This window comes from Sphaerisporangium rufum (genome assembly GCF_016863395.1).
GTDB lineage: Bacteria > Actinomycetota > Actinomycetes > Streptosporangiales > Streptosporangiaceae > Sphaerisporangium > Sphaerisporangium rufum.
In genome coordinates, this window is the sequence record NZ_BOOU01000055.1 from 1 (window position 1) to 23917 (window position 23917).

Here is a 23917-nt window from a genome sequence, read left to right on the forward strand (position 1 = left end):
AAGGACTCGCTCGGCCAGTGCGCGGCGGAAAGAGGTCATCGTGGTCATGTGCCCAAGCCTATCCGGGCTGGACGGCCGGTATCCGGGTGCGGGCCGGCGGGGCGATCAAGGACACGCCCGGCCGGCGGGCGGCCCGGCCGGGCGACGCGCCGCCCGGCCCGCACAAGGGCCGGTCAAGCCGGGGCAACGGGCGCCTTCGCCGCCGGTGAAGGACGCACCGGCTGTCCACCCCGGGCAGGCTGCGCCCGCTCGGTGACACTGAAGGCCCGTCAACGAATAGTCTTAGTCAGGCACAAGGCCGCCGCCGGCGGCCCGGAGGGCGCCTTCGCGAGCCGGCAGGCCCCTCCGCCCAGGTGAGGAGGAGGCGGCGCGTGATCGAGCTCGAAGGACTTCCCGAGCTCGTCGACCCGGTGCTGATCGCCGCGTTCGAAGGCTGGAACGACGCGGGCGAGGCGTCGAGCGGCGCTCTGTCGCATCTGGAGACGCAGTGGAAGGCCACCCCGCTGGTCGAGCTGGACCCGGAGGACTACTACGACTTCCAGGTGACCCGGCCGATGGTGGAGCTCGGCGACGGGGTCACCAGGTCGATCGTGTGGCCGACCACCCGGCTGCTGGTGGCCCGCCCGCCCGGCAGCTCGCGGGACGTGGTGCTGCTGCGCGGCATCGAGCCGAACATGCGCTGGCGCACCTTCTGCTCGGAGATCGTGGGCGTCTGCCTGGAGCTGGGCGTGGAGACCGCGGTGCTGCTCGGCGCGCTGCTGAACGACTCACCGCACACCCGGCCGGTGCCGATCGTGGGCGCGGTGAGCGACCCCGGCATCGCCCGCTCGCTGAACCTGGAGGTCACCCGGTACGAGGGGCCTACGGGCATCGTCGGGGTACTGCAGCAGCACTTCGGCACGGCCGGCGTCACCACGGTGTCGCTGTGGGCGTCGGTGCCGCACTACGTGGCCCAGCCGCCGAACCCCAAGGCCACCCTGGCGCTGCTGCGCCGGATGGAGGACGTGCTGGACATCCCGATGCCGCTCGGCGAGCTGCCGGAGGAGGCCCAGGCCTGGGAGCACGGCGTGGACGAGCTCGCCGCCCAGGACTCGGAGGTGGCCGAGTACGTCCGCGAGCTGGAGGAGCGAAAGGACGCCGCCGAGTTGCCCGAGGCGAGCGGTGACGCGATCGCCGCGGAGTTCGAGCGTTACCTGCGGCACCGCGACACCGACGATGAGAAGTAGGGCTTTGGCCGTTTAGGCGGCTTTTTCAACTGATGGGCGGTATTGCCGCTTCGGCGGGATATTCGGGACGCATCCGGCCACGCGCGGCAACGATTCGATAACGGAGAGAAACACGACTCCGCAAACATCGTGAACCGCACCGGCCGGATGCCGACCCTACTCATGTGACTGCGCACCTTGGGATCCCCCTGGCGACCCCGTATTCGGATCCGCACGCCCGGGCACAGGACGCCCGCCGGCGCGTGCTGGACATGGCCCTCGCCATGCGGCGGCACGGCGGCGACGAGCCGGCCCACCCGCAACTCGGCGGCACCAGCCCGGCGCGTGCGGTCGAGATGTTCCTGGCCCTGCTGCAGGACCGGTTGCCCGTCTGGCTGCACGTCCTGGACGACCTGCTGCATCTGGCCGGCCGCGGCCGGGTGGACGGCAACCTGCTGCCGGTGGCGCGGGCGGGAATCGCCTACTACGCCGAAGTACAGGCGGCGGCGATGCCGGCGTTCGTCTCCCCCGCGGTGACCGTGCGCTTCCGGGAGGCGCTGCGCGAGGCCGGCCTGGGCCCGGGTGTGGAGATCGCGCCGCTGGCCGGCTACCTGGCCGCCGAGCAGCGGCTCGGCCGGGTGGCGCCGGACGTCGATCCGGCGGCGACCGCCGCGCTGCTGCTGGCGGGCTGCTTCCGGCACGCCTACGACGAGGCGTTCACCGGTGCGGCCCGAGGCGTGTCCAGGGACGAGGCCGCCGCGGGCATCGTGCGCGGGCTGCGGCTGGCGCCGGATCCGGCGGTGCTGCCGGCCGGCTGAGCGGCGGCGGCCGCGTCCTACCGCGTCCTGCCGCGTCCTGGCCGGCGCTCATCCGGCCTCGCCCCGGTCGCAGGCCAGGCGGTAGCCGCGCTTGACCACGGTCTCCACGATGCCGGGCGGGCCGAGGGCGCGCCGCAGCCGGGTGATCGCCATCTCGACGGCGTGCTCGGCCGGGTCGCGCGCCGGGCCGCCGGGCAGCACGGTGCGCAGCTCGGCGCGGCCCACCACGTGCCCCGGCCGCTCGGCGAGGCGCTTGAGCACCGCCATCGGCGCCGGCGGCAGCGGTTTGAGCTCGCCGCCGACCGCGACCGCGTGCCCGCGGATCTCCAGGTCGTGGCCGCCGGCCACCACCCGGGTGACGGCGTGTTCGGGCAGGTGCCGGGCCAGGGCGCGGGCGAGCGCGCCCAGCCGCGAGCGGTCGGGCTGGATGACCGGCACGCCGCGGCCGGTCAGCGGAGCGGCGGTGACCGGGCCGACGCAGGCCGCCACCACCGGCCCGGAGAACGCGGCGAGCAGTTCCTCCTCCAGGTTCTCGGCCCGGGCGGCGCCGAGCATGGCCAGCACGGCGGGGGCGCTGGTGAACGCCACCGCGTCCACCGCCCCGGAGATCGTCTGGCTGATCAGCCGGCGCAGCGGCGAGGTGTCACGGTAGGGCAGCCATCGGTAGACCGGGACCTCGATCACCGTGGCGCCGGCCGCGCGCAGCGCGGCGACGAACCCGGTCAGCGGCTCGCCGTGCAGCTGGACCACGATGCGCCGCCCGCGCAGCTCCTGGCCGAGGAGATATTCCTTGATCTCCTCGCAGGACTCCGTGGGCGGGGTCCAGTGGTCGGTGAACCCGCCGGCCCGTACCGCGCCGCGGGCCTTGGGGCCGCGCGGCAGCAGCCGGGCGGCCGACAGCCGCCCGGCCAGCTCGGCGGACATCCCCCAGCCTTCGGCGGCGGCGATCCAGCCGCGAAAGCCCACCCCGGTGGTGACCACCACGTCGTCGATCGGTCCGGCGATGCACTCGCGGGTGGCGGCCAGCAGGTCGGCGTCCTCGGCGAGCGGCACCAGCCGGATGGCGGGCGCCCGGACCACCCGGGCGCCGCGCCGCTCCAGCAACGCGGCGAACTCCTCGCTGCGCCGGGTCGCGGTCACGCCGACGGTGAACCCGGCCAGCGCGTCCGGGGCGGTCTCCGGGGTCGCGGGGGGATCGTCCACCAGCGAGCCGGTCATCGCGTCCCGCCGGCGGCCGGTCCGGGGAACGGCGTCACGCCGCGCTCACCTCGCCGGCGGTCGCGATGTCGATCTCCACGACCCCGCCGGCGACCCGGACGGGGTAGACCGGCAACGCCGCCATCGGGTCGTCCAGGCAGACCCCGGTGACCAGGGAGAAGACCTGCTTGTGCATGGGCGCGGCCACCACCGGCTCCGCGCCGCGCGAGCCGACGATGCCGCGTGACATGACGTAGGCGCCGCTGAAGGGGTCGCGGTTGCCGACGGCGAACACCTCGCCGTCGAAGGTGCGGAACAGCGCGATCTGCCGGCCGAGCACCAGGGCGGCGGCGCCGCGCTCGGGCAGGAGGTCGGCGTAGGCGCAGACCCGGGTCCAGGTGCGCGCGGCGGCCGGCGGCGCCGGCGCGTGCGGGGCGAGTGTCATGATCGGGAAACCTCCACGAGAACGGGTTTGATCTGGTCGCGTTCGGTCTCGAAGACGATCGAGGGATCGGGCACGTCGGGCGCGTTGACGAAGCTGACGAACCGCCGCATCTTGTCGGGGTCGTCGATGGTGGCGCGCCACTCGTCGAAGTAGCCTTCGACGTGCCGGGCCATCGCCTCGTCCAGGTCGGCGCAGATGCCGAGCGAGTCATCGATGATCACTTCGCGCAGGTAGTCCAGGCCGATGCCCTCCACCCAGGCCGCGGTGCGCTGCAGGCGGTCGGCGGTGCGGATGTAGAACATCAGGAACCGGTCGATGGTGCGCACCAGCGCCTCGTCCGACAGGTCGCTCGCCAGCAGGTCGGCGTGCCGGGGCTTGAAGCCGCCGTTCCCGCCGACGTAGAGGTTCCAGCCGTTGTCGGTGGCGATGATGCCGAAGTCCTTGCTGCGGGCCTCGGCGCATTCGCGGGCGCAGCCGGACACCGCCGACTTGATCTTGTGCGGGGAGCGCAGCCCGCGATAGCGCAGCTCCAGGGCGATCGCCATCCCCACCGAGTCCTGCACGCCGTACCGGCACCAGGTGGAGCCCACGCAGGACTTCACCGTGCGCAGCGCCTTGCCGTAGGCGTGGCCCGACTCGAAGCCCGCGTCGACCAGGCGCCGCCAGATCTTCGGCAGCTGCTCCACCCGGGCGCCGAACAGGTCGATCCGCTGCCCGCCGGTGATCTTGGTGTACAGGCCGAAGTCCCGGGCCACCTCGCCGATCACGATGAGCTTCTCCGGGGTGATCTCCCCGCCGGGGATGCGGGGCACCACCGAGTAGGTGCCATTCTTCTGGATGTTGGCCAGGAAGTGGTCGTTGGTGTCCTGCAGCGCCGCCTGCTCCCCCTCCAGCACGTGCCCGCCGCCGAGCGAGGCCAGGATGGAGGCGATGACGGGCTTGCAGATGTCACAGCCGCGACCCCGGCCGTGCTCGGCGATGAGCTGCGAGAAGGTGGTGATGCCGCGGACCCGCACGATGTCGAACAGTTCCGGCCGGCTGTGGTCGAAGTGCTCGCACAGCGCCTTGGACAGGGTGACGCCCTCGGCGGCGAGGATCGCCGCCAGCGTGGGCACGCAGCTGCCGCAGCTGGTGCCGGCCCGGGTGCACTTCTTGACGCCGGCGACGTCGGTGACGCCCAGGTCGCTGACGGCCTTGCCGATCTCGCCCCGGGTCACGTTGTTGCAGGAGCACACCTGGGCGTCGTCGGGGAAGTCGGCGCCGGTCATGGCTGCGCCGGCACCGGCGAACAGCAGGTCGCTGGGCGAGGCGGTGAGCTCCCGGCCGACCAGCGGGCGCAGCATGGTGTACGGGGTGGCGTCGCCCACGCAGATCCCGCCGAGCAGGGTGCGCGCGTCGTCGCTGACGAACAGCTTCTTGTAGACGCCGCCGACCGGGTCCATGTAGGTGACGTCCAGCGCTCCCGACAGCCGTCCGAAGCTGGCCACGTCCACCCCGAGCAGCTTCAGCTTGGTCGAGGTGTCGGCGCCGGTGAACGCGACGTCCTCGCCCAGCACCCGGCGGGCGGCGACCTCGGCCATGGTGAAACACGGCGCGACCAGGCCGTACACCGCGCCGCCGGCCAGGGCGCACTCGCCGATCGCGTAGATCGCCGGATCGCTGGTGCGCATGCCCTCGTCGACCACGACGCCGCCGCGCGGGCCGACGGCCAGGCCGCATTCGCGGGCCAGCTCGTCGCGGGGGCGGACGCCGGCCGAGAAGACGACCACGTCGGCGGGGATCTCGGTGCCGTCGGCGAGCACCACCCGATCATCCTCGATCCGGTCCAGGCCGACCCCGGTGTGCACGGTCAGGCCGAGCCGCTCGATGTGGCCGCGCAGCACCGCGCCGCCGCCCTCGTCGACCTGGCGGGGCATCAGCCACCCGGCCATCTCCACCACGTGGGTGGCGAGCCCGAGCCCGCGCAGCGCGTCGGCCGCCTCCAGGCCGAGCAGCCCGCCGCCGATGACCACGCCGCTGGTGGCGCCGGCGGACGCGGCGCGGATGGCGTCCAGGTCGTCGATGGTGCGGTAGACGAACGCCCGCCCGGCGCCGGGCACCGGCGGCACGAAGGGCGCCGAGCCGGTGGCCAGCACCAGCACGTCGTACGGCTCGCGGTGGCCGGCGGCGGTGGTCACCGCGCGGCCCGCGCGGTCGATGGCGGTCACCCGGTCGCCGAGCCGGATGGCGCCGATCCCGGTGATCTCCGGGTAGGTCAGGTCGACGGTGCCCGGCGGGCCGGACAGGTGGCTGGTGAGCGCCACCCGGTCGTAGGCGTGCCGGGGCTCCTCGCCGATGACGGTGAGGGTGCCGGCGAACCCCCGGCCGGTGAGCGTGTCGGCGAACCGGTGGGCCGCCGGCCCGTATCCTGCCACGACGATCTTCACGCGTGGACCTCCTCCTGCTCGCACAGCCAGCCGATGATGCCCTCCACCGCGTCGCGGCAGCTTCCGCAGCCGGTCGTCGCCCTGGTCCGGGCGGTCACCGCGGCCAGGTCGCGGGCGCCGTCCTCCCAGCAGGCGCGGATCCGGCCCTTGGTCACGTTGTTGCACTCGCACACCCGGGCCGAGTCCGGCATGCGTACCGGGCTGTCGGCGGGCGTCGCCGCCGACAGCCCCGGGAACAGCAGCCCGGCCGGGTCGCCGGGCAGCGGGCCGCCCCGGTCGAACAGCTGGGTGAGCGTGCCCACCGTGGGCGCCTCGCCGAGCAGGATCGCGCCCACCAGCCGGTCGTCGCGGATCACCAGCTTCCGGTAGATCCCGCGGGCGCGGTGGGTGAAGCGGACCACCTCGACCTGGCCGGCGGCGTCCTCGGTCAGGTGGGTCTCGCCCATGGCGGCCAGCTCGACGCTCCTGGCCTTGAGCCGGGTCACCAGTCGCGACCCGCGGTAGCGGGCCGCCGGATCGGCCCCGGTGACCAGGTCGGCCACCACGACCGCCTGTTCCCAGGCGGGGGCGACCAGCCCGTAGACCCGGCCGTCGTGCTGGGCGCACTCGCCGATGGCGTAGACGGCCGGGTCGCTCGTGCGCAGCCGGTCGTCCACCACCACGCCGCGGTCCACCGCGAGGCCGGCCTCCCGGGCCAGGCCGACGACCGGCCGGACGCCGCACGCCAGGACGACCAGCCCGGCGGGCAGCAGCTCGCCGCCGCCGAGCTCCACCCCGTCGGCGCGCACCGCGGTGACATCGGCCCCGGTGCGCACGGTGACGCCGAGCCCGGCCAGCGCCTCGCCCAGCACCAGCCCCGCCTCGGCGTCCAGCTGCCGGTCCATCAGGTGGCCGGCCAGGTGCAGCAGGGTGACCGGCATGCCGCGCCCGGCCAGGCCGCGGGCGGCCTCCACCCCGAGCAGGCCGCCGCCGATCACCACCGCCGCCTCGGCGGTGCCGGCCCTGCGCAGGATGCGCACGCAGTCGTCCATGGTGCGGAAGGCGATGGCGTGTTCCACGCCGGGGACCGGCGGCAGGAACGGCTCGCTGCCGGTGGCCAGCACCAGCACGTCGTAGGGCTCCACCTGCCCGCAGGCGGTGCGCACGGTGCGGGCGGCGCGGTCGATCGCGGTGACGGTGACGCCGAGCCGGACGCTCACCCCGGCGGCCGGCTCGGGCAGCCGGACGTGGTCGGGCGCGGCGGTGCCGGCCAGCACGTTGGACAGCAGCACCCGGTTGTAGGGGGCCCGGGTCTCGGCGCCGAACACCGTGACGCGGGCGTCCTTGTCGCGGGCGCGCACCTCGTCCACCAGCCGGGCCCCGGCCATGCCGTTGCCGATGACGACCAGCCTCATGCCGCACGCTCCCGTCCCGGGCCCGCCGCCGGGCCGCCGCGCGCCAGGTGGACGGCGCAGACCTTGAACTCCGGCATCCGCGACAGCGGGTCCAGCGCCGGGTTGGTCAGGTGGTTGGCGCCCTCCCAGTGGAAGGGCATGAACACCGTGTCGTGCCGGATGGCCGGGGTGACCCGGGCGGCGGCCTCGGTGGAGCCGCGGCGGCTGGTGATCCGGACCGGGTCGCCGACGGTGACGCCCAGCCGGGCGGCCAGGTCGGGGTGCATCTCCACGAACGTCTCCGGGGCGGCCTCGTTGAGGGCGGCGATCCGCCGGGTCTGCGCCCCGCTCTGGTACTGGGCGAGCACCCGGCCGGTGGTCAGGTAGTAGGGGTAGTCGTCGTCCACCTCCTCGGCGGGTGGACGGTGGCCGACCGGCACGAACCTGGCCCGCCCATCGGGGGTGGGGAACCGGTCCAGGAACGGCCGGGGCGTGCCCGGGTGCCCGCCGGCCGGCGCCGGCCAGAAGACGCCGGTCTCGGCGGCGATGCGCTCGTAGGTGATGCCCGAATAGTCGGCCGGGCCGCCGGCGGAGGCCCGGCGCAACTCGTCGAACACGATGCCCGGGTCGGCGGAGAACTTCGCGCCGTGGCCGAGGCGGGCGGCCAGCCCCGCCATCACCGCCAGGTCGCCGCGCACCCCGGGCGGCGGGTCGACGGCCCGGCGGCGCAGCAGCACCCGGCCCTCCAGGTTGGTCATCGTGCCGTGCTCCTCGGCCCACTGGGTGACCGGCAGCACGACGTCGGCCAGCGCCGCGGTCTCCGACAGCACCACGTCGGCCACCACGAGCAGGTCCAGCGCGGCCAGCCGGCCGGCGATGTGCCGGGCGCGCGGCGCCGAGACCACCGGGTTGGAGCCGAACACCAGCAGCGCCCGCGGGCCGCCGGGGGTGCCGAGCGCGTCCAGCAGTTCGTAGGCCGACCGGCCCGGGCCGGGCAGGTCGGCGGGGTCCACGCCCCAGACCCCGGCGACGTGGGCGCGGGCGGCCGGGTCGTCGATGCGCCGGTAGCCGGGGAGCTGGTCGGCCTTCTGGCCGTGCTCGCGACCGCCCTGCCCGTTGCCCTGCCCGGTGACGCAGCCGTAGCCGGAGCCGGGACGGCCGGGGAGCCCCAGGGCGAGCGCCAGGTTGATGAATCCGGTGACGGTGTCGGCGCCCTTGGCGTGCTGCTCGGCGCCGCGGCCGGTGAGGATCATGGCGGTGCGGGCGCCGCCGAGCAGCTCCACCGCGCGGCGCATGGCCGCGGCCGGGACGCCGGTGACGCGCTCGGCACGTTCGGGCCACCAGGTGGCCACCGAGGCGCGGACCGCGTCGAAGCCGGCGGTGCGGGCGGCGATGTAGCCGAGGTCGGCGTGCCCTTCGGTGAGCGCGATGTGCAGCAGGCCGAGGGCGAGCGCCAGGTCGGTGCCCGGGGTGATCTTCAGGTGCAGGGCGGCCTGCCGGGCGGTACGGGTCTCGCGCGGATCCACCACGATCAAGGTGTTCTTCAGGTGCCGCATGAAGGGCGGCATGGTCTCGGCGACGTTGCCGCCGGCCATCAGCACGACCTCGGCCGCGGCGATGTCGGTGATCGGGAACGGCAGGCCGCGGTCCAGCCCGAACGCCCGGCCGGCCGCGGCGGCGGCCGACGACATGCAGAACCGGCCGTTGTAGTCGATCTGGGAGGTGCCGAGCGCGACCCGGGCGAACTTGCCGAGCTGGTAGGCCTTCTCGTTGGTCAGGCCGCCGCCGCCGAACACCGCGACCGCGTCCGGCCCGTACCGCTCGCGCAGGTCGCGCAGCCGGTCGGCGACCTGGTCCAGTGCCTCGTCGTAGCCGACCGGCTCCAGCCGGGCGGCCCGGTCCGCGCGGGCCAGCGGGGTGGTGAGGCGGGCGTCCCCGGTGAGCAGCGCCCCGGCCGTCCAGCCCTTCTGGCACAGGGCGCCGGCGTTGGCCGGCACGTCGTCCCGCGGGGTGATGGTGATCGCGCCGTCGCCGTCCCGGCGCACGTTCATGCCGCACTGCAGGGCGCAGTACGGGCAGTGCGTCGCCTCCCCCAGGTGGGCCGGGGCCATCACAGCCGCCGGCGGGGAGTGTGAGATCGGCATGGTCCGATGCTCCTTTCGGGCCGTTTCGCCGCTGGGTCTCTGCTGTTACCTCTGTGCTACAAGGCGCCAACCGTGGTCATGCCGGTGCCGGGCCGGGCGGACGCCGTCGGCCGCCCGGCGGTCTCAGATCCGCGCGGCGGCCAGGCTGGGCGCCAGCCGGGAGCCCATCGTGCGCAGGTAGCAGAACCAGGTGACCGCCCCGCAGATCGCGTAGAAGCCGGCGAAGGCGACCAGCGCCGCGCCGGCGCCGCCGGTGGCCGCGATGGAGGTGCCGAAGCCGCGGTTGATGAAGAAGCCGCCGAACGCGCCGACCGCGGAGATGATGCCGATCGCCGCGGCGCTGTCGCGCCGGCCGGCCGCGGCGGCGGCCGCGTAGGCGCCGGTGTCGCCGGCCGGGACGCCGGCGACCGCCTTGGCGGTGAAGATCGCGGGGATCATCCGGTAGGTGGAGCCGTTGCCGACGCCGGTCAGCATGACCAGCACCAGGTAGGCGGTGAAGAACAGCGCGAACGAGTGGGCGGCCACCCCGGCGGCCACCATGCCGACGGCCCCGGCCATCAGCGCGAAGTTCACCAGGGTGACCCGGGCGCCGCCCAGCCGGTCCGACAGCCGGCCGCCGAGCGGGCGGATCAGCGAGCCGAGCAGGGCGCCGAGGAAGGCCCAGGTCACGCTCGCGGTGTGCTCGGGGAACTGGCTCTTGATCAGCAGCGGGAAGGCGGTGGTGTAGCCGATGAAGGAGCCGAAGGTGCCGATGTAGAGCAGTGACATGATCCAGGTCTGCGCCCGGCCGCCCACCCGCAGCTGCGCGCGGACGTCGGCCCGGGCGGAGGCGAGGTTGTCCATGCCGAAGAAGGCGCAGGCCGCGGCGGCCAGGATGAACGGCACCCAGAACAGCCCGGCGGCGGCCAGCCCGAACCCGGTGATCACCAGCGGCATGACGAGCTGTACCGAGCTGACGCCGATGTTGCCGCCCGCGGCGTTCAGCCCGAGCGCCCACCCCTGCCGCTTCTCGGGATAGAAGTAGGTGATGTTCGCCATGCTGGACGCGAAGTTCCCGCCGCCGAGCCCGGCGGTGGCCGCGATGAGCAGGAACGCCCAGTATGGGGTGCCGGGGTCGCTCACCGCGACGGCCAGCAGCACCGCGGGCACCAGCAGCGCCAGCGCGCTGAAGACCGTCCAGTTGCGCCCGCCGAACCTGGCCGGCGCGAAGGTGTAGGGCAGGCGCAGCGTGGAGCCGACCAGGTTGGGCAGGGACACCAGCCAGAAGAGCTGGTCGGTGGAGAACCGGTAGGCGCCGAGCTTGACGGCGACGATGCTCCAGACGGTCCACACGGTGAAGCCGAGATGCTCGGCGAAGATCGAGTACGCCAGGTTGCGCCGGGCGATCCGGCTGCCCGTGGACGCCCAGAAGCCGGGGTCGTCGGGGCGCCATTCGGTTATCCAGCGGCCTTTCGCCGGCGCGGCCTGAGTAGCCTCCGCCACCGTCACGGTGTCCTCCCTGTTGGCCGATGAGGTCGAGCGGGGTCGAAATTAGCGATCGGGAGGACACCGGCCGGAGACGTACGGCCGATATCGGCGTTACTTTCGACGCACCGGCGAAACATGTGAGGCACACGCATCACGGGTGCAACGCGGGCGTAACGTGTGCCGCGGCGCCGTCCCGCACACCCGTTCCCGCCGGGGTTGCCGGCGAGGCCGGCGGGGAATGCCCTAGCGGGTACGCAAGCGCGATCGTCACGACCCCCCGGGAGAGGGCATGACCGGCGTCCGGCAGATCAGGCTCTACTCCGACCCGGTGCTGCGCGCCGTGGCGGAGCCGGTGACCTCGTTCGACCGCTCGCTGCGCGAGCTGGTCCGGGCGCTGCGGCTCACCACCCGGGCCGGCGCCGGGCGGGCCGGGCTGGCGGCGCCGCAGATCGGCGTGCCGCTGCGCGTGCTGGTGTTCGAGCTGGACGGCCGGGCCGGGCACCTGGTCAACCCGCGGCTGGAGCCGTCGGAGCGCACGGTGCTCGCCGACGAGGCGTGCCTGTCGGCGCCCGGCGTGTGGTGGCCGCTGGAGCGTTCCTACTCGGTGGTGGCCCGGGGGCGTGACATGTACGGCAAGCCGGTCACCGTCCGGGCGATCGGCACGCTGGCCCGGGTGCTGCAGCACGAGGTCGACCACCTGGACGGCGTGCTGTTCGGCGACCGGCTGCCGGAGGAGGAGCGGGCCCGCTTCCTGGCCGCCGTGGGCTGAGCCCGTCCGCACCGCTTCACCGTCTCCGGCTTCACCCTCTCCGGCTTCCCTGTCTCCAGCTGCGGGGTTGTCGCGTCACGGCCGGACCGATTTCCGGTGAAGAGCGATGCGTGCTATGTCCATTTTTTCCAGTAGTGCGTGTTGTGCACGATTTTTCGAGGGTAGGGCCTCCGGCGAGCCAGAGGCGGCCGCGCCCGGAGACCGAGGGGCCGGCCGCGGACAAGGAGAGAGAGAACGTGAAAGGACCCCAGGTAGCCCTGTTCGTAGCCATCGGCTACATCCTCGGCCGCCATCGCAGGTTCAAGCTCGCGATCGGTCTCGCCGTCGCCGGCGCCACCGGGCGGCTGAGCGGCGCCCGCGGCAACCTGCTGGAGCAGGGAATGAAACTCGTCAGCTCCTCTCCCGAGCTGGAGAAGATCGTCGGCAGCGTGCGTGGCGAGCTCTTCGAGGCGGGCAAGGCGGCCGCCAAGGCGGCCGCCAGCCGGCAGGTCGGCTCGCTCAGCACCAAGCTGCAGGAGCGCGCCGAGGCGCTGCAGCACGCGGCGGACGTGGCCGCCGGGCTGGAGGAGACCACCGAGCGGGCCGGCGGCGCGGCACGCGCCGCGGGCGGCCGGGTGACCCGGCTGCGCGACACCGCCCGCCGCGGCGGCCGGGCCCGTCCGCAGGAGGAAGAGGAGCCGTACGAGGACGAGTACGACGAGTACGAGGACGAGGAATACCAGGAGGAGCCCGAGGAGGAGCCCGCTCCCCGGCGTGGCGCCGCGCGCGAGCGGCCGTCCCGGGGCCGCGCCCGCACCGGCGAGGCGGAGGAGGAGCCCGACGAGCCCGACGAGGAACCCGGTGACGAGGAGGAGCCGCCACGCGGCCGGGTCGTCCGCGACCAGCCCGCCAAGCGGTCCCGGCCCGTGCGCCGGACGCGAGGGTGAGCGCGATGGCGGATCGCGCGAACGACACGTGCGCCGACCCGGCAGGTAAGGCCGGGCAGGGGGCGTCCGGCCTGCTCAAGGACCAGCTTCGCGGCCTGGCCGGCACGGCAGGCAAGCTCGCGCTCGGCGCGGTGGCGCAGAAGGTCGAGCGCCGGACCGAGCAGCTGCGCGGCTACGCCAGCGGCGACACCCCCAAGCTGGTCGGGCAGCTGGCCGGCGCCGAGGGCGGTGGCGGCCGGGCCAAGGGCATCGCCAAACTCGCGTTCGGCGGGCTGAAGAAGAAGCTCGGCGGGCTGAAGGACGGGCTGAAGGAGAAGCTCGGCTTCGGTGGCGGGGGCAAGGGCGGCGGCCAGCAGAAGCTCAAGGTCACCAACATCGTGGAGAGCATCGACATCGGCGCTCCGGTGCGGGTGGTCTACAACACCTGGACGCAGTTCCAGGACTGGCCGAAGTTCACCAAGAAGCTGGAGAAGGTCGTCCAGGACAGCGACGAGAAGATCACCTGGCAGGTGAAGATCTGGTGGTCACGGCGCACCTGGGAGTCGACCATCCGCGAGCAGGTCCCCGACGAGCGCATCATCTGGCGGTCCAAGGGCGCCAAGGGCTACGTCGACGGCGCGGTCACCTTCCACGAGCTCGGTCCCGAGCTGACGAGGGTGCTGCTGGTCCTGGAGTACAACCCCAAGGGCATGTTCGAGTACATCGGCAACTGGTGGCGCGCCCAGGGACGCCGGGTGCGGCTGGAGTTCAAACACATCCGGCGGCACATCATGAGCGAGGTCATGCAGGCGCCGGACGAGGCCGAGGGCTGGCGCGGCGTGATCCACGAGGGCGAGGTCGTCAAGGACCACGAGACCGCCCTGCGTGAGGAGCAGGAGGACGAGGGCCGCGGTCCCGAGGAGGAGGAGCCCGAGGAGGGCGCCGCCGAGGACACCGAGGAGTCGGAGGCCACCGAGGAGGAGGACCTCGAGCCGGAAGAGGGCGAAGAGCCCGAGGAAGAGGACGAGGAAGAGGACGAGGAGGCGGCGGAGCCCGAGCCGGCCAGGCGCCGGCGCGGCGAGGCCGCCCGCGCCTCACGGCGCCGGCCCGAGAGCCGGGGCGAGCAGGAACCGCCGCGACGCGGCCGGCCCCGGGGCGGCGAGGGCCGCCCGGCCCGCCGGCGCGCCCGGGAGGAGTAGCGGCCGGGGCGGCACCCGCGCCGCGGGTGCCGCCCGCCGCCGTACCAAGGAGCGAGCGTATGACCATCGTGCAGCCCTCAGCGGGCGGGGCGGCCGGCCGGCCGTCATCCTCGGGCGGCGGCCTGGCCGACGTCATCGACACCATCCTGGACAAGGGCCTGGTCATCGACGCCTACGTCAGCGTGTCGCTGGTGGGCATCGAGCTGCTGACCATCAACGCCCGCGTCGTGGTGGCCAGCGTCGACACCTACCTGCGGTTCGCGCAGGCGGTGAACCGGCTGGACCTGTCCGAACAGCAGAAAGGGCTGCCCGAGGTGATGCAGGACATGACGCAGGGGGTGGCCAAGGGCAAGACCAAGGGCGTGGCGCAGGGCGCGCTGGAGGCGGCGGGCGACAAGCTCCGCGAGTTCGCCGCCGGCGAAGAGGACGAGGAACCGGTGCCCCGCCGCCGGCGCCGCAGCCGAGAGGAGTACTGAGATGACCGGCTCCACCCGCGCCTCCGCGCCCGCCGGACGAGCGGGCGGCAAGAGCGGCGCCAAGACCGCCGGCCGCCGGGTCCAGACCCGCCGCGCCGGTGCTCCGGACCGGTCGGCCACCCCGGCCGCCCAGGCCACCGCCTGCTACGTCTACGGCGTGCTGCCCGGGGACGTCGAGGTCACTCCTGAGGGCAGCGGCGTCGCCGGCGGCGAGATCCGGCTGGTCCGGCACGGCGAACTGGCCGCCCTGGTCAGCGAGCTGCGCCTGTCCCGGCCGCTCGGCCGGCCGGACGATCTGATCGCCCACCAGCGGCTGCTGGACGACGTGGCCGCCGAGGTCCCGGTGCTGCCGATGCGGTTCGGCGCGGTCCTGGACGGCACAGAGTCGGTCGCCCGCGAGCTGCTGGCGCCGCACCACGACGAGTTCCGCGCCGCGCTGGACGACCTGGAGGGCCGCGCGCAGTTCGTGGTCAAGGCGCGCTACCGGGAGGACGCGGTGCTGCGCGAGGTGCTGGCCGAGCACCCGGAGGCGGCCCGGCTGCGCGAGCAGATCCGCGGCCTGCCCGAGGACGCGAGCTGGGACGCGCGGATCCGGCTCGGTGAGATCATCAACCAGGCGATCGAGGCCAAGCGGGACGCCGACACCCGCGCGCTCGCCGAAGGGCTGGCACCGCACGCGGTGGCGGTGGTGATCCGGGAGCCGACCCACGAGGAGGACGCCGCGCACCTGGCGATTCTGGTCGACGATGAGCGACGGCAGGAGTTCGAGGAGGCCCTGGAGGACTTCGGCCGGGATTGGGCGGAGCGGATCACGCTGCGCCTGATCGGCCCGCAGGCGCCCTACGACTTCGTGGTGACCGGACGGTGAGTGCGCCATGGACCTGTTCAAGCTGCTTTTCGGCTGGCCGCTGGCCCCGCTGCACGCGCTGGTCCGGCTGGCCGAGCTGATCGAGGAGCAGGCCGACCGGGAGCTGCACGACCCGGCGGCGGTCCGGCGGCAGCTGGAGGAGGTCGCCCGCGCCCGCGAGGCCGGGGAGATCTCCGCCGAGGAGGAGGCCGAGGCCACCGAGCGGATCCTGGCCCGGATGATCTCCTAGCCGGTACCCGCCCGGTCCCGGCGGCGAGAGGAAGGTGATGGGAGTGCCCGGCAGTCGCAGCGGCCGCGAGGACCGCACCGGCGAGGCCGCCGCACGCGGCACCCGCACCCGTCCCGAGCCCGACGACTACGACGACTACGAGCGGGAGCCGGCGGACGGCGAGTACGGCGGGCCGGAGGAGTACGAGGAGGACCGGGCGGCGGCCGGGCGGCGCGCCCCGGCCCGGCGGCGGTCCGGCCGCCTCACCGCGCTGACCGCCGGCCGGACCGGCCTGCGTCACATCAGCGAGCTCACCGGCAAGGACGTCGAGGGCGTGATCGCGGTGAAGCCGTCCGGCGAGGGGTTCGCCGTCGAGGTCGAGGTCGTGGAGGACCACCGGGTGCCGTCGTCCGGCGACACGCTCGGCGTCTACCTGGCGGAACTGGACGCCGACGGCGATCTGGTGTCGTATCACCGGATCCGGAGTTTCAAGCGTGCCAAAGGCGACACGGGCGGGGCGGGGTGAGAGATGACCGAGCCGGCGCGAGGCGCGATCTCCTCCGGGTACGGGGCGCGGGCTCCGGCGGCCCGCGAGTCCGGCGGCAACCTCGGCGACATCCTGGAACGGGTGCTCGACCGCGGGGTGGTGATCGTCGGCGACATCCGGGTGAACCTGCTGGACATCGAACTGCTCACCATCAAGCTGCGGCTGCTCATCGCGTCGGTGGACACCGCCCGCGAGCTCGGCATCGACTGGTGGGAGCACGACCCGTGGCTGAGCTCGGGCGAGCGCGACCTGGTGGAGGAGAACCGGCGGCTGCGCCGCCGGCTGGCCGCCGCCGAGGACCTGGCGGAGTTCGCCGAGGAGGAGCCGGGGCGGCGGGAGGCCGTCGAACCGGCCCGCGGGCCGGGAAGATCCCGGCATCGCGAGGACCCGGGCACCCCCGCCCGCCGGCGGCGCGAGGACCGGGATGGCTGACCCCGGCCCGGTCACCGGGGGTCAGGAGCCGGCCGCCGGCACCGGGACCTACCTATACGCGATCGCGCGCGAGCCGGACCTGACCAGGGCGGCGGCGCCGCAGGAGCGGGCCGGCGCGGGCCGCCTGGCCGGGGTGCCCGGGGTGGCCGGCACACCGGTCCGGGCCCTTGGCCGCGGCGGGCTGGTCGCCTACGTGAGCACGGTGCCGCTCGACCGGTTCGGCGAGGAACCGCTGCGGCGCTCGCTGGAGGACCTGGAGTGGCTCGGCGAGACGGCCCGTGCCCACCACCGGGTGGTGGCGGCGGTCGCCGCGCGGGCGGCCGCCGCGCCGGTCCGGCTGGTCACCGTCTACCGCGACGACGAGCAGGTCACCGCGCTGCTGGAGCGCCGGCACGACGAGCTGGCCGCGCTGCTGGACGATGTCGCGGGCCGCCAGGAGTGGGGGGTGAAGATGTACGCCGCCGCCCCGGACGCCGGGACGCCGGCTGCGCCCGGCGGCGGGGCCGGCCGGCATGACGACACCACGGCTGAGGGAGCGGCCGGATCGGGCCGGGCCGCGGCGCACCCGTCGGCGCGGGGCACGGCGGCGGTACCGGGAAGACGGCCCGGGACGCCCGCGCCGGAGACGGGCCGGGCGGCGACCGCACCGCAAGCGGAGCACGCGAGCGGTGCCGCGGCCGACGCGGCCGGCGGACGACCGGGGACGGAGTACCTGCGGCGGCGCCAGGCGGGGCTGCGCGTCCGGGAACGGTCGCGGCAGGCCGCGGCCGAGCGCGCCGAACGGGCGCACCGAGCGCTGTCGGCGGTCGCGGTGGCGAGCCGCCGGCACCGGCCACAGGACCCACGGCTGTCCGGCCGCCAGGAGATCATGCTGCTTAACGGGGCCTATCTGGTGGACACCGACCGCGGCGCGGAGTTCGCCGCCGCCGTGGCCGCGCTGCGCGAGCCGGATGTGGAGTTCGAGCTCACCGGCCCGTGGGCTCCGTACTCGTTCACCGAGACCGCGGCCGGGCCGCCCGATGCGCGCTGACCGGGGCCGGGCGGCGCCGGGCGCGGGCCGGCGGCCGGGCCGCCCGGCGGTGGCGGACCGGCGGGAGGCGGCGCGCGATGCGCGATGAACCACCGGCCGAGGCGTACCGGGTACCGCCCGAGCGGGTCGCCCTGGTCGACCTGCTGGACCGCCTGCTGGCCGGCGGAGTGGTGATCACCGGTGACGTCGTGCTGTCCATCGCCGACATCGATCTGGTCCGCATCTCGCTGCGCGCGCTGCTGGTCTCGGTCCGCGCCGGCCCGGCGCTGGAGCTGCCCGGCACCGGGCCGACACCCGGCCTGGCGGCGGAGCCGACGGCACCAGGGGCCGCGACCACGATGGCGACAGGGACGGCGACAGGGACGGCGACGGGGGCGGGGACACCGCGCGAGTCCGGCGGCGGCACCGGGCCGGCCGCGGGCCGGGCCGACCGGCCCGCGGAGGCGAGCGTGCCGTGGAGCCGGCGGTGAGCGGCCCCGGCCCGCCGCCTCCCCCGGTTCCCGGGCCCGGCGGGCCGGCGGGCCCGGGCGAGGAAGGCGGGCGGCCGTGGCGGATCCGGGCCGACCCCGAGTCGGTGGAGCGCGACCTGACCCGGCTGGTGCTCACCCTGGTGGAGCTGGTGCGCCAGCTCGTCGAGCGGCAGAGCGTCCGGCGGATGGAGCAGGGCGACCTGTCCGACGATCAGGTCGAGACGCTCGGGCTCACCCTGATGCGGCTGGAGGAGGCGATGACCGACCTGTGCGACCGGTTCGGCCTGACCCCGGCCGACCTCAACCTCGACCTCGGCCCGCTCGGCACCCTGCTGCCCACCGATCCCGCGGCCCCCGAGGAGTGAAGGACGCTCAGAGCAGGATCCCGAGCAGCGTGTCGGCGGTGGCGCGGACCAGGGCGGGGGCGCCGGGATCGGTGCGGTCGCCGGCAGCGGCGCCGGCGGCCCAGGCGTCCACCGCGGCGAGCGCGCCCGGCGCGTCCAGGTCGTCGGCCAGGCGTTCGCGGACCGCCCGCAGCAGCGCCCGGCCGTCGGGTCCGGCCGGCCCGGATACCGCCGCCCGCCAGGTGGCCAGGCGTCGCTCCGCGGTGTCGATCTGGTCGGGGGTCCACTCCCAGTCGGCGCGGTAGTGGTGGGCCAGCAGCGCCAGCCGCACGGCCATCGGGTCGTGCCGTTCCCGCATCCGGGAGACGAAGACCAGGTTGCCCCGCGACTTGGACATCTTCTCTCCGTGCAGGGCGACCATGCCGGCGTGCACGTACGCCTTGGCGAACGGCCACTCCCCGGTGGCGACGTGGCCTTCGCTCGCGCCCATCTCGTGGTGCGGGAAGATCAGATCCGAGCCGCCGCCGGACACGTCGAACCCGCTGCCGAGGCTGCCGAGCGCGATGGTGGTGCACTCGACGTGCCAGCCGGGCCGGCCGGGTCCGAGCGGCGAGGGCCAGGACGGCTCGCCGGGGCGCTCGGCGCGCCACAGCAGCCAGTCGAGCGGATGCCGCTTGCCGGCCCGAGCGGGGTCGCCGCCGCGCTCGGCGAACAGCTCCAGCATCTTCTCCTCGGAGTAGCCGGAGACGGCGCCGAACTTGGGGGCGGCGGCCGTGGAGAAGTAGACGTCCCGGTCGACCTCGTAGGTCGCGCCCTTGTCCTTCAGCCGCAGGATGAGCTCGGCGACCTGGTCCACCACCTCGGTGACCGCGACGTAGTCGTCCGGGGGCAGCACGCGCAGCGCCTCCATGTCGGTGCGGAACAGCTGGATCTCCCGCTCGGCGAGATCGCGCCAGTCCACCCCGGTCCGCTCGGCGCGCTCGAGCAGCGGGTCGTCCACGTCGGTGGCGTTCTGGCAGAAGCGCACGCGGTGCCCCGCGTCGCGCCAGACCCGGTTGACCAGGTCGAACGCCAGGTAGGTGTTGGCGTGGCCGAGGTGGGTGGCGTCGTAGGGGGTGATGCCGCAGACGTACATCCGGGCCTTCGGCCCCGCGGACGTCTCCCTGATCTGTCGGGACGAGGTGTCGTACAGCCGCAGCGGGAGGCCGCCGCCGGGCAGGGAGGACATCTTCGGAGCAGACCACGATCGCATGGTCCTGAGCCTATCCGTGCGGTCTTGAGGAGCGATGCGCCCGGTGTCTATTCTGCGACAGCAGAAATCAGTGTTGCTGATGATATGAAAAGTTAGTTTCGTCACGTTCCACCGTGGCAGAATCTTCCCGCACAGTCGGGGGTCCGGCTCAGCAATTCCATGCCGAGGGAGAGCGCACTTGCCGGCTTTCAGGGCGTTAGACCCCGCCGATCCCAGGGAGATCGCCTCCTATGTGATCACCGGGCGGATCGGCGAAGGCGGTCAGGGCGTCGTGTACGCCGCCGAGGCCCCCTCCGGCGATCGGGTGGCGGTCAAGCTGCTGCACCGGCAGCTGTCGGGGGACGCCCAGGTACGCCGGGCGTTCGGCGCCGAGCTGCGCCAGGCGCAGCGGGTGACCAGTCCGCGGGTGGCCCGGGTGCTCGCCTACGGCCTGCACGAGCGCCGGCTGTACTACGCGTGCGAGTACATCGACGGTCCCGCGCTGCGAGAGCTGGTGGCCCGGCAGGGGCCGCGCCCGGCGGTGGAGCAGGCCGAGCTGGCGCTGGCCACGCTGGCCGCGCTCGCCTCGATCCACGACGCCGGCAGCCACCACGGCGACCTGCGCCCCGCCTCGGTGGTGATGGGCCCGGACGGGCCGCGGCTCATCGACCTGGGCGCGGCCCGCGCGCTGGCGAGCCGCGCGGCGGGCGGCCGGCCGGCCGAGGCGCTGCCGTACACCGCCCCCGAGCAGCTGGCGGGCACGGCGGCCGACTCCTCGGGCCCGGCGGCCGACATGTTCGCCTGGGCCGGCACCATGATCTTCGCGGCCTCCGGGCGGCCGCCGTTCGACGGGGACGCCCAGCAGGCGGTGGCCGACCAGATCCTGAACGGCGCCGCGGACCTGTCGGCGCTCGGCGGCCGGATCCGCGACGCGGTGGCCGCCTGCCTGGACAAGACCCCGTCCCGGCGCCCGGCGGCCCGGCAGCTGCTGGAACGGCTGCAGGGCGTGCGCCTGGACCCGGGGCCGGTCATCCGGCCGGCGGCCGGCGACCGGCCGGCCGCACCACCCGCCTGGCCGGAGGCTCCGGCCGCCGGGGCGATGCCCGCCACCGGCTCCTACTGGACCCGGCCACCCGCACCCGACGGACCGCCCACCCCGGTACCCCTGCCCGAGGGGATGCCCGCCACCGGCTCCTACTGGACCCGGCCGCCCGCACCCGACGGCCCGCCCACCCCGGCGCCCGGCGGCATGCCGCCCACCCCGGCGCCTCGCGGCATGCCCGCCACCGGCGAGTACCGCATGCCGCCGGACGACTTCGCCGGGCCGGCCACGCCCGCCGAGATCGTGTCGATGACCGGGGACCACTGGACGCCGCCGGCGCCCCCGGTGCCGGCCGGCGACCCGCTCGCCGCCACCGGGACGTACCGGATGCCGCCCCCGCCCGCCGGACGCCCCGGCGCCCGGGAGTACCAGGGCCCCATCCCGCTGAGCTCCAGCCCGCTGTGGCCGCGCGACCGGACGCTGCCCACGCCCGCCGAGTTCGCCACCGACCCGGCCGAGCGCCCGGGTGGCGGCGTCGCCGCACCGCCGCGACCGGCGGAACTGGTTTTGACCGACCCGCCGCGGCGGGCGGCCCGGCCGGCCCGCCGCCGGCGCCGCGGCCAGGCGGTGGCGGCGATCGGCGCGGCCGGCGGCCTGCTCGCACTCGCCTTCGCCTTCGGAGCCGGCGGCGACCCCGGCGAGCGGCCGCCGCGGAACGTCCCGGGCGCCGCCCCGCCGGTCCCGAGCCCGCCCGCCGTCAGCGGCACCCCGGAGGCCGCCTCGTCCGAGCCGCCCACCGCGGTGCCCTCGCCGTCGGTGTCACCGCCGATGGAGTCGGTGCGGGCGGTGCCGAGCTGGGGCACCAGCACGGTGCGGGCCCCGGAGCCGCGGCTGGTGGTCACCCCGGTGAAGACCCGGGTCGATTCGGACTTCATCTTCTACGTGAACATCACCCTCAAGGCCCGCGGCGGGCCGGTGAACTGGCGGGCCTCGATCACCGAGGGGTCGGTGCTCAGCTCGGACCGCGGCACGATCAAGGCCGGCGGCTCCACCGTGATCACCGCCTACGGCCCGACGTTCTGCAGCACCTCGGTGGTGCGGTTCACCTCCAACGGCGGCGACCGGACCGTGACGATCACCTGGGGCGGCGTGCTCTGCTGAGCCGCCCGTCCGCCCCGCTCAGCCGGCGGGCAGCACGGGATACCAGGCGGACACGTCGGCCGGGCGCGCGCTGAACTCATAGCGCAGCGCGCCCGGCGCCAGCGCGGCCAGCGTGAGCGATGAGGTGCCCCACACCTGCCCGCCCGGCAGCTCCCGCCGGACCACCAGCGCCCGCGGGTCGGCGGCGGCCAGGCCCGCGCCGGAGGTCAGCTCCCGCCACGGATCCCACGAGCCGTTCCCCGCGTCCCGCGCCGAGGGGCGCGACGCCGCGGCGAACAGCGGGCGGAAGTACGCGACCCTCGGATGGTCATCGCCACGCGCCCAGCCCGCGTTGACGATCATGTGCACGCCCGGCGGCAGGTCGCCGCCGGCCAGCCGCTCGCCGTCCCAGCTCCACAGCCGCACCGCGTCCGGGGTGGCCAGCAGCAGGTGGAAGGGGTCGTAGCGGCTCAGGTCGACCTCGGGCGGGACGCCGGCCGCCGCGGTCCGCAGCGGCAGGTCGCCGCGGGAGCGCCGGCCGGCCGGGTCGGCGGGGCGGCCGTCGCCGTTCAGCAGCGCCGCCACCCGCGGGGCCGCCGGGTCGGCGGCGAGCCAGGTGCCGCCCGCCGACAGGTCGAGGCCGCCGAACAGCCCGGGAAAGCCCGGCCAGTGCGCGGCGGGCGGCCGCCACGGGCGGGTGACCAGCTCGTCCCGGACCCCGGCGAGCACCACCGGCGTCTCCGCACCGGGATCGAAGCCGACGATGACCGTGCACACGTCCGTTCCCTCCTCATCGGTAGAGATGGACAACTTCCGCACGTCATGCCGAATTCCCACCCGCGCCGCGCGGCGGGCACCTCAGATGGGGGGCCAGGGGATGGCGGGCCAGTCGTCGGAGGGGAAGGGATGGATGCCGGTGCTGAGCAGCCGGCGGACCCGCTCCCAGGTGGCCTCCACCTCGCGCAGGGTGAGCAGCTCGCGCAGCCGCCGCCCGAGCCGGCCGCGCTCGATGTCCCGCTCCAGCCGGGCCAGCACGTTGACCGCCTCGCGCGGCAGCGGCTTGCCGCGCCACTGCCACAGCACGGTGCGCAGCTTGTCCTCCGCGGAGAAGCACACCCCGTGGTCCACGCCGTAGACGTGGCCGTCCGGCAGCGGCAGCAGGTGCCCGCCCTTGCGGTCGGCGTTGTTGACCACCGCGTCGAAGACCGCCATCCGGCGCAGCGCCGGGTTGCGGCCGCGGATCAGCGTCATCAGGTCGGTCTCGGGGTCGGCGTCGATCCACAGCTGGCACATGCCCGGCCCGAAGGGGCCGTCGCGGTAGACGCTGGGCGGGACGATGCGCCAGCCGGTGGCCGCCGACACCTCGAAGGCCGCGACCTCGCGGGCCGCCAGCGTCCCGTCCGGGAAGTCCCACAGCGGCCGCTCGCCGCGCACCGGCTTGTACACGCACTCGGCGGTCAGGCCCTCCAGGCGGATGGTGCAGTAGAGCGTCATGTTGGTCGCCTCGACCAGCCGGCCGGCGACCTCGATGGTGCCCTCGCGCAGCAGGCGCAGGGCGGTGTCGTCGTCCAGTCCCGACGCACCGGGGATGCTGCTGAGCCGGGGGTCGCTCTCCGCACTCACGTAAGGCCCCCCCGGTGGCCGTTGAGCCGGACGCAGATATGACCTTCGGGATCCAGCGGCTGCGCGCACAGCGGGCAGGGCGGCCGGCCGGCGGCGACCAGTTCCAGGGCGCGCTGGGTGAACGCACGGGCCGCCGCGGCGCTGATGTGCACCCGCAGCACCGCCGAGTCGGGATCCTCGGCCAGGACGTCCTCGTCGTCCTCGTCGTCATCGGTGGCCTCCTTGGCCTCGATGACGACCTGGGCGCTGTCGGGGTCCCAGGCCAGCGCCATGGTGCCCACCCGGAAGTCCTCGTCGATCGGCAGGTCGAGCGGCGCCTTGTCGGCCAGCTCCACCGGTGCCATCGCGGGCACCGGGGCGGTGCCGCCGCTGCGGCGCAGCACCTCGTCCAGCAGCTCGTCCAGCCGATCGGCCAGCACCGCGACCTGGAACTTCTCCAGCGCCACCGTCGTCATGCGCCCCTGACCACGGGCTTGCAGAAAGAAGGTGCGTGAGCCCGGTTGCCCCACGGCACCGGCCACGAACCTCTCTGGCGGATCGTAGTCGAAGACCGGCATA

At 74.8% G+C, this 23917-nt stretch carries 24 protein-coding genes; 14 read left to right on the forward strand and 10 right to left on the reverse strand.

The window, feature by feature from the left end:
• Positions 1-371: 371 nt before the first annotated feature.
• Both Sru01_RS20555 and Sru01_RS20560 read left to right on the forward strand, forming a co-directional pair.
• On the forward strand, positions 372-1226 hold the full coding sequence (locus tag Sru01_RS20555) for a PAC2 family protein (RefSeq protein ID WP_203988941.1): 855 nt from the start codon (positions 372-374) through the stop codon (positions 1224-1226).
• A gap of 164 nt (positions 1227-1390) precedes the next feature.
• On the forward strand, positions 1391-2023 hold the full coding sequence (locus Sru01_RS20560) for a TetR/AcrR family transcriptional regulator (RefSeq protein WP_203988943.1): 633 nt from the start codon (positions 1391-1393) through the stop codon (positions 2021-2023).
• A 48-nt stretch (positions 2024-2071) separates the two neighbouring features.
• Here the strand turns inward: Sru01_RS20560 and Sru01_RS20565 are convergent, their stop codons facing one another.
• From Sru01_RS20565 to Sru01_RS20590, 6 genes are all read right to left on the reverse strand, one after another.
• Positions 2072-3241: a uroporphyrinogen-III synthase gene (locus Sru01_RS20565; protein WP_203988945.1), complete on the reverse strand. Its 1170-nt coding sequence runs from the start codon at positions 3239-3241 to the stop codon at positions 2072-2074.
• Positions 3242-3275: 34 nt separating this feature from the next.
• On the reverse strand, positions 3276-3665 hold the full coding sequence (nirD, locus tag Sru01_RS20570) for a nitrite reductase small subunit NirD (RefSeq protein WP_203988947.1): 390 nt from the start codon (positions 3663-3665) through the stop codon (positions 3276-3278).
• Positions 3662-6091, reverse strand: a complete 2430-nt coding sequence (gene nirB, locus Sru01_RS20575) for a nitrite reductase large subunit NirB (protein WP_203988949.1) — start codon at positions 6089-6091, stop codon at positions 3662-3664. Before nirB ends, nirD begins: the two co-directional genes overlap by 4 nt.
• Positions 6088-7485 (reverse strand): FAD-dependent oxidoreductase, encoded by a 1398-nt coding sequence (locus tag Sru01_RS20580; protein WP_203988951.1) that lies wholly within the window; start codon positions 7483-7485, stop codon positions 6088-6090. Before Sru01_RS20580 ends, nirB begins: the two co-directional genes overlap by 4 nt.
• Positions 7482-9608, reverse strand: a complete 2127-nt coding sequence (locus tag Sru01_RS20585) for a molybdopterin oxidoreductase family protein (protein WP_239137606.1) — start codon at positions 9606-9608, stop codon at positions 7482-7484. The genes Sru01_RS20580 and Sru01_RS20585 overlap by 4 nt, the downstream gene beginning before the upstream one ends.
• 123 nt (positions 9609-9731) lie before the next feature.
• The gene (locus tag Sru01_RS20590) at positions 9732-11096 is read right to left on the reverse strand and encodes an MFS transporter (protein WP_239137607.1); all 1365 of its coding nucleotides are present in this window, start codon (positions 11094-11096) and stop codon (positions 9732-9734) included.
• Positions 11097-11364: 268 nt separating this feature from the next.
• On the opposite strand from Sru01_RS20590, the gene Sru01_RS20595 reads away from it, so the two are divergent.
• From Sru01_RS20595 to Sru01_RS20645, 11 genes are all read left to right on the forward strand, one after another.
• Complete coding sequence (locus Sru01_RS20595; protein WP_203988953.1) at positions 11365-11844, forward strand: peptide deformylase; 480 nt, start codon at positions 11365-11367, stop codon at positions 11842-11844.
• 236 nt (positions 11845-12080) lie between these two features.
• Positions 12081-12770 (forward strand): hypothetical protein, encoded by a 690-nt coding sequence (locus Sru01_RS20600; RefSeq protein ID WP_203988955.1) that lies wholly within the window; start codon positions 12081-12083, stop codon positions 12768-12770.
• 5 nt (positions 12771-12775) lie between these two features.
• A complete protein-coding gene (locus tag Sru01_RS20605) occupies positions 12776-13948 on the forward strand; it encodes an SRPBCC family protein (protein ID WP_203988957.1) in 1173 nt (390 codons plus the stop codon).
• Positions 13949-14007: 59 nt separating this feature from the next.
• Complete coding sequence (gene gvpJ, locus Sru01_RS20610) at positions 14008-14424, forward strand: gas vesicle protein GvpJ (RefSeq protein WP_203988959.1); 417 nt, start codon at positions 14008-14010, stop codon at positions 14422-14424.
• Between the two features lies 1 nt (position 14425).
• A complete protein-coding gene (locus tag Sru01_RS20615; protein ID WP_203988961.1) occupies positions 14426-15292 on the forward strand; it encodes a GvpL/GvpF family gas vesicle protein in 867 nt (288 codons plus the stop codon).
• Between the two features lie 7 nt (positions 15293-15299).
• A complete protein-coding gene (locus tag Sru01_RS20620; RefSeq protein ID WP_203988963.1) occupies positions 15300-15521 on the forward strand; it encodes a gas vesicle protein GvpG in 222 nt (73 codons plus the stop codon).
• Between the two features lie 43 nt (positions 15522-15564).
• The gene (gene gvpO / locus Sru01_RS20625; protein WP_239137608.1) at positions 15565-16026 is read left to right on the forward strand and encodes a gas vesicle protein GvpO; all 462 of its coding nucleotides are present in this window, start codon (positions 15565-15567) and stop codon (positions 16024-16026) included.
• Positions 16027-16029: 3 nt separating this feature from the next.
• The gene (locus Sru01_RS20630) at positions 16030-16479 is read left to right on the forward strand and encodes a gas vesicle protein (protein ID WP_203988967.1); all 450 of its coding nucleotides are present in this window, start codon (positions 16030-16032) and stop codon (positions 16477-16479) included.
• On the forward strand, positions 16472-17509 hold the full coding sequence (locus tag Sru01_RS20635; protein WP_203988969.1) for a GvpL/GvpF family gas vesicle protein: 1038 nt from the start codon (positions 16472-16474) through the stop codon (positions 17507-17509). The genes Sru01_RS20630 and Sru01_RS20635 overlap by 8 nt, the downstream gene beginning before the upstream one ends.
• A gap of 77 nt (positions 17510-17586) precedes the next feature.
• Positions 17587-17979, forward strand: a complete 393-nt coding sequence (locus Sru01_RS35775; protein ID WP_239137609.1) for a gas vesicle protein — start codon at positions 17587-17589, stop codon at positions 17977-17979.
• Positions 17976-18344 carry a gas vesicle protein K gene (locus tag Sru01_RS20645; RefSeq protein ID WP_203988971.1) on the forward strand — a complete coding sequence of 123 codons (369 nt, stop codon included), beginning with the start codon at positions 17976-17978 and terminating at the stop codon, positions 18342-18344. The genes Sru01_RS35775 and Sru01_RS20645 overlap by 4 nt, the downstream gene beginning before the upstream one ends.
• 7 nt (positions 18345-18351) lie before the next feature.
• Here Sru01_RS20645 and mshC read toward each other — a convergent pair whose 3' ends face one another.
• On the reverse strand, positions 18352-19575 hold the full coding sequence (gene mshC, locus Sru01_RS20650; RefSeq protein WP_203988973.1) for a cysteine--1-D-myo-inosityl 2-amino-2-deoxy-alpha-D-glucopyranoside ligase: 1224 nt from the start codon (positions 19573-19575) through the stop codon (positions 18352-18354).
• A gap of 178 nt (positions 19576-19753) precedes the next feature.
• Here mshC and Sru01_RS20655 point away from each other — a divergent pair, with 178 nt between their 5' ends.
• Positions 19754-21757: a serine/threonine-protein kinase gene (locus Sru01_RS20655; protein ID WP_203988975.1), complete on the forward strand. Its 2004-nt coding sequence runs from the start codon at positions 19754-19756 to the stop codon at positions 21755-21757.
• 18 nt (positions 21758-21775) lie between these two features.
• Here Sru01_RS20655 and Sru01_RS20660 read toward each other — a convergent pair whose 3' ends face one another.
• The 3 genes from Sru01_RS20660 to Sru01_RS20670 form a co-directional block, all read right to left on the reverse strand.
• Positions 21776-22513: an NRDE family protein gene (locus Sru01_RS20660; protein ID WP_203988976.1), complete on the reverse strand. Its 738-nt coding sequence runs from the start codon at positions 22511-22513 to the stop codon at positions 21776-21778.
• An 81-nt stretch (positions 22514-22594) separates the two neighbouring features.
• Entirely contained in the window at positions 22595-23359 is a 765-nt protein-coding gene (locus Sru01_RS20665; RefSeq protein WP_203988979.1) for an SCO1664 family protein, read from the reverse strand.
• Positions 23356-23916, reverse strand: coding sequence for a DUF3090 domain-containing protein (locus Sru01_RS20670; protein ID WP_203988981.1), 561 nt, complete (start codon positions 23914-23916; stop codon positions 23356-23358). Before Sru01_RS20670 ends, Sru01_RS20665 begins: the two co-directional genes overlap by 4 nt.
• Position 23917 lies beyond the last annotated feature (1 nt).

Bases quoted from the DNA above. Each gene is read 5' to 3' on its own strand.
- Sru01_RS20630 (WP_203988967.1), top strand. From the start codon at position 16,030: ATGACCGAGCCGGCGCGAGGCGCGATCTCCTCCGGGTACGGGGCGCGG.
- Sru01_RS20635 (WP_203988969.1), top strand. From the start codon at position 16,472: ATGGCTGACCCCGGCCCGGTCACCGGGGGTCAGGAGCCGGCCGCCGGC.
- Sru01_RS20620 (WP_203988963.1), top strand. From the start codon at position 15,300: ATGGACCTGTTCAAGCTGCTTTTCGGCTGGCCGCTGGCCCCGCTGCAC.
- Sru01_RS20605 (WP_203988957.1), top strand. From the start codon at position 12,776: ATGGCGGATCGCGCGAACGACACGTGCGCCGACCCGGCAGGTAAGGCC.
- nirD (WP_203988947.1), bottom strand. From the start codon at position 3,665: ATGACACTCGCCCCGCACGCGCCGGCGCCGCCGGCCGCCGCGCGCACC.
- Sru01_RS20565 (WP_203988945.1), bottom strand. From the start codon at position 3,241: ATGACCGGCTCGCTGGTGGACGATCCCCCCGCGACCCCGGAGACCGCC.
- Sru01_RS20670 (WP_203988981.1), bottom strand. From the start codon at position 23,916: ATGCCGGTCTTCGACTACGATCCGCCAGAGAGGTTCGTGGCCGGTGCC.
- Sru01_RS20585 (WP_239137606.1), bottom strand. From the start codon at position 9,608: ATGCCGATCTCACACTCCCCGCCGGCGGCTGTGATGGCCCCGGCCCAC.
- mshC (WP_203988973.1), bottom strand. From the start codon at position 19,575: ATGCGATCGTGGTCTGCTCCGAAGATGTCCTCCCTGCCCGGCGGCGGC.
- Sru01_RS20595 (WP_203988953.1), top strand. From the start codon at position 11,365: ATGACCGGCGTCCGGCAGATCAGGCTCTACTCCGACCCGGTGCTGCGC.
- Sru01_RS20615 (WP_203988961.1), top strand. From the start codon at position 14,426: ATGACCGGCTCCACCCGCGCCTCCGCGCCCGCCGGACGAGCGGGCGGC.
- Sru01_RS35775 (WP_239137609.1), top strand. From the start codon at position 17,587: ATGCGCGATGAACCACCGGCCGAGGCGTACCGGGTACCGCCCGAGCGG.
- Sru01_RS20580 (WP_203988951.1), bottom strand. From the start codon at position 7,485: ATGAGGCTGGTCGTCATCGGCAACGGCATGGCCGGGGCCCGGCTGGTG.
- gvpJ (WP_203988959.1), top strand. From the start codon at position 14,008: ATGACCATCGTGCAGCCCTCAGCGGGCGGGGCGGCCGGCCGGCCGTCA.